Source organism: uncultured Gimesia sp. (assembly GCF_937910335.1).
Lineage (GTDB): Bacteria > Planctomycetota > Planctomycetia > Planctomycetales > Planctomycetaceae > Gimesia.
The window spans coordinates 1-7,000 of record NZ_CALEMX010000191.1; the positions used below are offsets into that span (position 1 = coordinate 1).

Genomic DNA, 7,000 nt, shown 5'->3' on the forward strand with positions numbered 1-7,000 from the left:
ATGGCGCAAATTACGTGCCAAAGCGAGGGAAGTCATCTGGGAAATGCGGGGTTACTGTACCGGTTTCACTCGATTATAAAAAACTTGCGGCAAGCCAACCGAACTGGTCAAAGGGAGGGCTGTTCAAGTTCGAGTGGCCTGTCACTTCCAAGAAATCTAAATCGAAACGCTTTACACTCTCGATTCAAGAGGCAAAAGTCGTTCAACAATTATTCGAAGCGTTTGCTGATGGTAAGCCGGATGTGTCTGCGTCTGATTTACTGAAGACAGCAAATACAGGTCCCAATCCGGGGCTCATTAATAATTCGGTGAAGCAAGAATTCGGTCCGCCTGAGTCTGGTTTACTGAAGACAGCAAATACTGGATCTGATTCGGTTGTCTATCAATCGTTGAAGCAAATATTCAATGACGGGAAACATCCAGCCTGGGGAACCTTGGTTGTGCCAGGAAAGGCTGAGGATACTTTTCGGTTAGCGGAACCGAAACCATTAATCTTTGAAGCAAATACTCAATGACGGTAAACACCCAGTCTGGGGAACACTGATAGTACCGGATAAGACGGAGGAAATTTTTCGGTTAGCGGAGCCAAAACGATTGACAGCAAAAAGTGGAAGATGATCAAAAATTGTAAACAGCTTACTGACGACTTATTGACTACTGAGCAACTGACCAATGGGTCCGGTGCTGTCCGCGTAACGATTCATTTTAAGACCCATCGTTTGTGCGTGGGTCAGCCAGAGGTTTGCCAGGGGTGTACCGTCGGCAAGATTAAGGTGCATGCCGGTCTTCAGGTTACCGGCGCCTGAACCTGCGATGATGGTTGGCAGGTCGTTGTATTGATGAGTGGCACCATCGCCGAGGCCGGAACCGTAGGTGAAGAGTATGTTGTCCAAGAGTGTGGTACCATTGGCTTCCTCGATCTGATCCATTTTTTTCACCAGATACGCGAACTGCTCCATGTGAAAGCGATCGATTTTCAGGAGATCATAGAGAAATTGTTCTTGTTTGTGCGACATAAGATGATGGCTCTTTGGCTTATCGAAAAGACTTTCGTAAAGAAATGGTGTATTCCACCGCTCGGGGCCGACCATAAAGGTGGCGACATTGGTAAGGCCTGTCTGCAGTGCAACGACCATCAGGTCGCCCATCAGGCGAATGTATTCACCTCGTGGAAGATGGGCTTCGGCGGGTTCATCAAAAGACACTTGATTCAGCTCAACTTTCATTTTTTCGAGTTTTTCCATCTGCTCTTCAATTGTACGGATAGAGTCGAAATATTCAGCGAATTTCTGTTTGTCTGAATACCCCAACTGGCGCTTCATGGAGCGAGCGTCTTCGAGGACGAGGTCTGTAATATTTCTGTAGCTGTCGACTTCCTGCGTACTGAAAAGTCTCCGATAGGCCTTGCGTGGATCACGAATTGAGGGTGCAACATGCCCCGTTCCATACCAGGAAATATTATCGAAATATAACGACTCTTTATTGTCCCGGTGACTATTACAACTGAATTCAAGCGTACGGAAAGGGGTCGGTTTTCCAACTTGATCAGCGACGATGTGGTCGAGTGTACGATTCAGTGGCCATGCTGATTGTTTCACTGTGAATGGTGCTGCGCTACTTAGGAAACAGGATGCGCACTGGGCATGAACGTCGGTGCCTTGCTGAAAAGTGCGATCGAGGCCGGTTACCAGAGTTATCTTGTCTTTGACCGGTTCCAGAGGCCGCATTGTTGGTGTGAGGTTCAGTGGATGAACTCCCGTTGCGAGTTCCTTGTCTCTTGGGATTTCCTGCTGATTACTAGTGAACTTCGGAAGAATGGCATTCTTTTCGCCGGGGAAAAATCCGCGTCTTACCACGCCAATGGGCACATAGAAAAATGCCATTCTTTGTGCGATCGGTTTTGCGGGGGCCGCGGTGCATAAGCTTTCAAGCCACGGAAGCGATAACGCTGCGCCACTGACTCCCTGGAGAAACGATCGTCTGGTTGTCGTTTTCATTTCAATTCTCTCCCGGGGTTTTGATTGCCCGTTCTACTTCGGCCTGCTTTGCGGTCTTTGCATTCGATTTGTGGAGAAACGGATCGCTCAAGACAACTTGTTTAATCAGGGTTTGTATCCGGTAATCATCACTGGCGGTGTTACGCGTTATTTTGTCGAGTGCGACTGTATCAGCGACTCCGGTTTCGCGCGCTAATGCGAAGGATAAAAGATGCGCTGCAAGTCCTCTTGTGAACCGATCTTTCTCGGCGAGAATGGCGTCTTTGAATTCTACAATGTTGTTGAATTTGTGTTTTCGAAATAGTGTTCCCTGCATATCGACCTTGCGGCCGTTCTTATAAACATCGCGCCATTTTCCAGTGGGACCATAGTTTTCCAAAGCGAAGCCCAGGGGATCAATTTTCTCATGACAACCGGCGCAGTCTGCCCGCTCCCGATGTGCGGCAAGTCGTTCCCGGAGGGTGAGATATACTTCTGCTTTGGGTGCCTCTTCCGTAAGGGGGGGGACATTGGCAGGTGGGGGCTCGGGTGGATTGTTAAAGATGACAGTAGCGATCCAGGCTCCTCGGGTAATTGGCTGAGTTCTTTCAGGGCCGGATGTCATCGTCATTACGGCGGCATTGGTGATGATTCCGCCTTGTCTTCGATCCGTTAAAATGACTCGTTCGAAGGGCAGAGTTGTGACCGTATCCTTCTGGCCCGTTCTTTTTGCTCTGTAAGAAATATTATCGAGTCGCGCTGATCGGTAACTGAAGTCGGAGTCGATCAATTGTAGAATCGATCTGTTTTCGATGAGGATTGCTTCGAACAGGAGAAGTGGTTCGAGCATCATGTGCATGCTATTGCGGTATTTAGAAAAGTAGAATTCCGGATAATGTTTGCGGTCAGGTGCTGACGAAATAATTCGTTCCAGTTGCAACCATTGCGCTGGAAAACTGTCGCAGAACCGTTTCAGTTTTCGATCGTTCAGCATGCGATCTACCTGATTGGAAAGGACCTCGCGGTCTGTCAGTTTTCCTGTTTGGGCTAAGTCAAGAAGAGTCTGGTCCGGGATACTTCCCCATAAAAAGAAGGAGAGTCGCGATGCCAGTTCGAAATTGTCCAGTGGTTCGGCTACTTCGCTTACACCAGTGCGGTTATAGAGATAAAAGAACTTCGGCGAAGCAATCGTGGCTGCCGCAACGTCCTGCATGCTGCGCGTAAAAGATTTGCCTGAGTGAATTTGAGCCAGGGCATAATCGGAATATCGTTTTAGCTGTTTTTCTTCGACAGGTTGGCGAAATGCGTGAGTCAGGAAAGGACGTAAGCGAGTTCGAACTTGTGTGGGAAGATCTGATTCTGGGTCAGGTTCTGAGAAAAATGAATTCCAGATACCACAATTTTTCGGATTAAAATCGGGGCTATGGACAATGCTACGGCTCAGGGTGAGGAAGGATTCGAGTAACAACGGTGATAATGACAGGTGGTCTCCACGATTATCGAATCCGTGTTCTGCGCGCAGGTCCTGAGGGAATGCTGCAACGCCTGCGAGTCGTGTTTCGATCATCTGGGATTTGCCGAGTGGACGACTGCCGACCTTGAGATTCTTGGGCATCTTGCCTGTGGCTGGTTGGAAGTAGTTATCATGCTCGCGCAGCATCCGTTCTGGGAGAGTGAAGACGACACATTTGAGTTGAAAGAGATCCGTCACTGCGTTGTTATATTGAAAGCGGTTCATTCGTCGGATCGGTGTATGAGCGAACGCCTTTTTCTTTGAGACAGTCGCATGTAGAACTGTCTTCAATTGTGCGATCAGCTGCTGTCGGAGTTTCGGTTCAAGTTCCGGTTCATCTTCGGGTGGCATCTCTTTTAAATCAAGGACGTCGATGAGCTTGCGAACCAGCTTTGCATTTTGCGAAAGGTCCGAAGAATTTTGTAGTTTGAGGAGATCGATTTCTCCTTCGGCATTGCCGCCCGTGCCATGGCATTTCGCACAGTGCTTTTGAATTGCAGGTTTGATGGTCTTCGTAAAGGGATCTGTTTCAGCCGCTCGTATATCCGTAGTGAAACAGGTTATGATTGAAAGTAAAAGTGAGAACACTGCATAACTGGTGGGACTTTGTACTAATTGTATTGTTGGACGGGTAGAGCTTGTAAGACTGGTCTTCTTCGGAAAATTAATGAACATCCAAGTCAACTTCTGTTATTATAATCTACACAGACAGAGATAAGGCTAAGTAGTGTATTCATATATGAATGTGATTTCAATATCGTGCTTTACAGTCTAGATTTCGTGTGATATTTCAATAAAAGGACTTCGGCTTTGCTGGTGAAAGTCCTTTCATATTCAATTGCCGGAGGTGAGACTTGAATCCTCATGAGATTATTTCACAGCTGGAAACTGCTTCATCATGCTGGATGCTGCTTTTTGTGTTTCTTTCCAGTCACCGGTTTCATTGGGGACTGCTTTTACCAGCACTGTGAAATCGAGTTTCTCTCCTTTTTTAAATGACTGTCCGCTGTTATGTCGCAGATAGTATTTGTGATAACGGTCGAGGTCCCAAATGTGGCTGGCACTTCGATTGCCAGTGATTACTTTGGGAGTGTAACATAAAAGGCCGAGTTGATTTTCCTTATCATACTGGGCAACCCAGGATGTGTTTTTGCTGACTACCATTTTCTTTGAATGTGTCAGCAGCCCTTTTTCGAGTGATCCATCTGTAAGTTGTGCAATCCATTTTGTTGTGGAGGGAGGAAAGCTGTGCATGAAGTAATAAAGTAGATCAGTCTCACAATCTTCCAGGGCCGTCATCTCTGTTTGTTCTTCAATATAATCTTTAGTGAGAATGATTTTTGCACGTACTTTAAACTTCCAGATTGTTGATTCTTTAATGAATTGAATCCGTTTGCCGGTAATGGTCTCATCCGTTTTTGTGATGGGAACATTTTTGCCATCAACGATCAATTGTATGCGATGGACAATTTCTCGTCCCCCTTCTTTATGTCCTGTGCCCCACCATTCACCATTTTTGGGCCTTAAAACGGTTCCATAATGGCCGTTATTCAGTCCGATTTGTTGATCGCGATAGAACATCTTTTCAATGGTCCAACCGCTGGCAGCATCAATGGGAAGGGTGTAGTTCTCTGTTTTGAGAGTGAGATAACCTTTCTCTGGTACCCCAATATCATACAGTCGCTGCGAACTTTCTTTTTTGTCTGTTGATTTAGGATTCGCAGAGAGTACATCGTTTGTAGAAACAAACACTAGGGCAAGCCAACTGGCAAGGATGAGTTTTTTGACTGTCATGGAGAGGTTTCTTTTTGTCATGAACAATTGGTAAGTCAACACACTAGGATAAAGTCCAGATGTTTGGCTCTGAAGTGGATGAATTTTTGTGAATCTAGCTATGATGTTTTCTGTTAGCAAATCGAAATATGATAATGCTTTGACGAGTTTAACTCTTTATGTGATGTGGTGACAAGGAACTTGATCGACGCGTTCCTCGACCACTTTAAATGTCTTGTTCTGCCGTCACCGTTGGTCTCAGGGTTCGGCGCGTGAATTTTCGGCGACTAAGTGAGACGACTACAAAAAAGTCTGGGCAAGATCAGAATATCGCCGATGGAAGACGATTTTTCTTGCGTCCATCGCCGGTCCCCAGCATAAGAGGAACAAAAAAACGAAGAAAAATCACTACGCGGTAGATATGAGAGGGGGTGTTAAACTGTGTGGAATTAACAACTTGAAGTAGTTTCAGGCTCAACTCAAATGGGAAAAGTTGATATAATGAATGTCTTATCTGTTTTTCAATTCAGGTATTGAATAATATAGTGCAGGCTTAAGTATTTCTAACAGCTTGGAACATAAATCATGTTGAGAATTGAAGACCGTGCAACGCGATTCTGTGATCGTATACCACGCCGCTCCTTTCTACAGATCGGTGGTCTGGCGATGGGTGGTTTGTCGTTGCCACAAATTTTGCAGGCCCAACAGCAGAGCAAACAGAAAAATTCTCACAAAGCGGTCATCATGATCTACCTGAATGGTGGGCCGCCGCATCAGGACATGTTCGATTTGAAACCCGATGCTCCCGCTGAAATTCGAGGTGAGTTTCAACCCATTTCTACAAATGTACCCGGCATACAAATCAGCGAGTTGATGCCCCGCGTCGCAGGGATGATGGATAAATTCTCCATCATCCGTTCTCTGGTTGGTTCTGAAGGCCGTCACGATTCTTTTCAATGCTGTACGGGTCATCAATTTCGTGATCCAAAACCTCAGGGCGGGTGGCCTTCAATGGGTTCGGCACTCTCAAAACTACAGGGACCAGTTGATTCTTCCGTGCCGCCCTATATTGACCTTTCGCAAAAAATGGCTCATTCGCCTTACAACATTAAAGGAGCGGGTTTTCTGGAGATGTCTCATACACCATTTCGGCCCGATGGTGAAGTGATGAGGAACATGACTCTGAATAATATTTCTAGAATTCGACTGCACGAACGCACGAACCTGCTTCAGAAACTCGACACGTTCCGGAAAGATGTCGATCAAAAATTATCAACCGATTCCAACGACAGTTTCACTGAACAGGCTTTGGGGGTGTTGACGTCATCCAAGTTGCAAGAAGCGTTGAACCTGGAGAAAGTCGACCCGAAAATTCGTGCCCGATACGGAATTGATGATCCTAAAGTACTCAATTTTGATCCCAAGATGGGGTATCAGGCTCTCATGTCCCGGTTTTTGCAAGCCCGTCGCGCTGTTGAAGCAGGTGCCCGTATGGTGACTTGTAGTTTTGCTGATTTTGACTATCACGGCGATAATTTTGGCAGAGCGCGAAAAGTGATTCCATTATTGGATGAAGGGGTTGCTGCCCTGGTAGAAGATCTGCACGAACGCGGCTTAGATAAAGATGTCAGCGTCATCGTCTGGGGCGAGTTTGGACGGACTCCTAAAATCAATAAAAAGGGAGGCCGCGATCATTGGTCGCGCGTGCATGCTGGCTTGCTGGCTGGCGGCGGTATGA

At 46.5% G+C, this 7,000-nt stretch carries 5 protein-coding genes; 2 read left to right on the forward strand and 3 right to left on the reverse strand.

Translation table 11 applies throughout. From position 1 onward, the window contains the following. Window positions 1–515, forward strand: a 515-nt coding sequence (locus Q0668_RS07200; protein WP_298861990.1) for a hypothetical protein, incomplete at its 5' end; no start/stop codon positions are given. Window positions 516–647: 132 nt separating this feature from the next. Here the strand turns inward: Q0668_RS07200 and Q0668_RS07205 are convergent. From Q0668_RS07205 to Q0668_RS07215, 3 genes are all read right to left on the reverse strand, one after another. Then, entirely contained in the window at window positions 648–1,997 is a 1,350-nt protein-coding gene (locus Q0668_RS07205; RefSeq protein WP_298861993.1) for a DUF1552 domain-containing protein, read from the reverse strand. A gap of 1 nt (window position 1,998) precedes the next feature. Further along, window positions 1,999–4,164 carry a DUF1592 domain-containing protein gene (locus Q0668_RS07210; protein ID WP_298861995.1) on the reverse strand — a complete coding sequence of 722 codons (2,166 nt, stop codon included), beginning with the start codon at window positions 4,162–4,164 and terminating at the stop codon, window positions 1,999–2,001. A gap of 195 nt (window positions 4,165–4,359) precedes the next feature. Beyond that, window positions 4,360–5,283 carry a hypothetical protein gene (locus Q0668_RS07215; protein WP_298862001.1) on the reverse strand — a complete coding sequence of 308 codons (924 nt, stop codon included), beginning with the start codon at window positions 5,281–5,283 and terminating at the stop codon, window positions 4,360–4,362. 564 nt (window positions 5,284–5,847) lie between these two features. Between Q0668_RS07215 and Q0668_RS07220 the strand changes: the two genes are divergently transcribed. Continuing rightward, on the forward strand, window positions 5,848–7,000 hold a 1,153-nt coding region (locus tag Q0668_RS07220; protein ID WP_298862004.1), incomplete at its 3' end, for a DUF1501 domain-containing protein.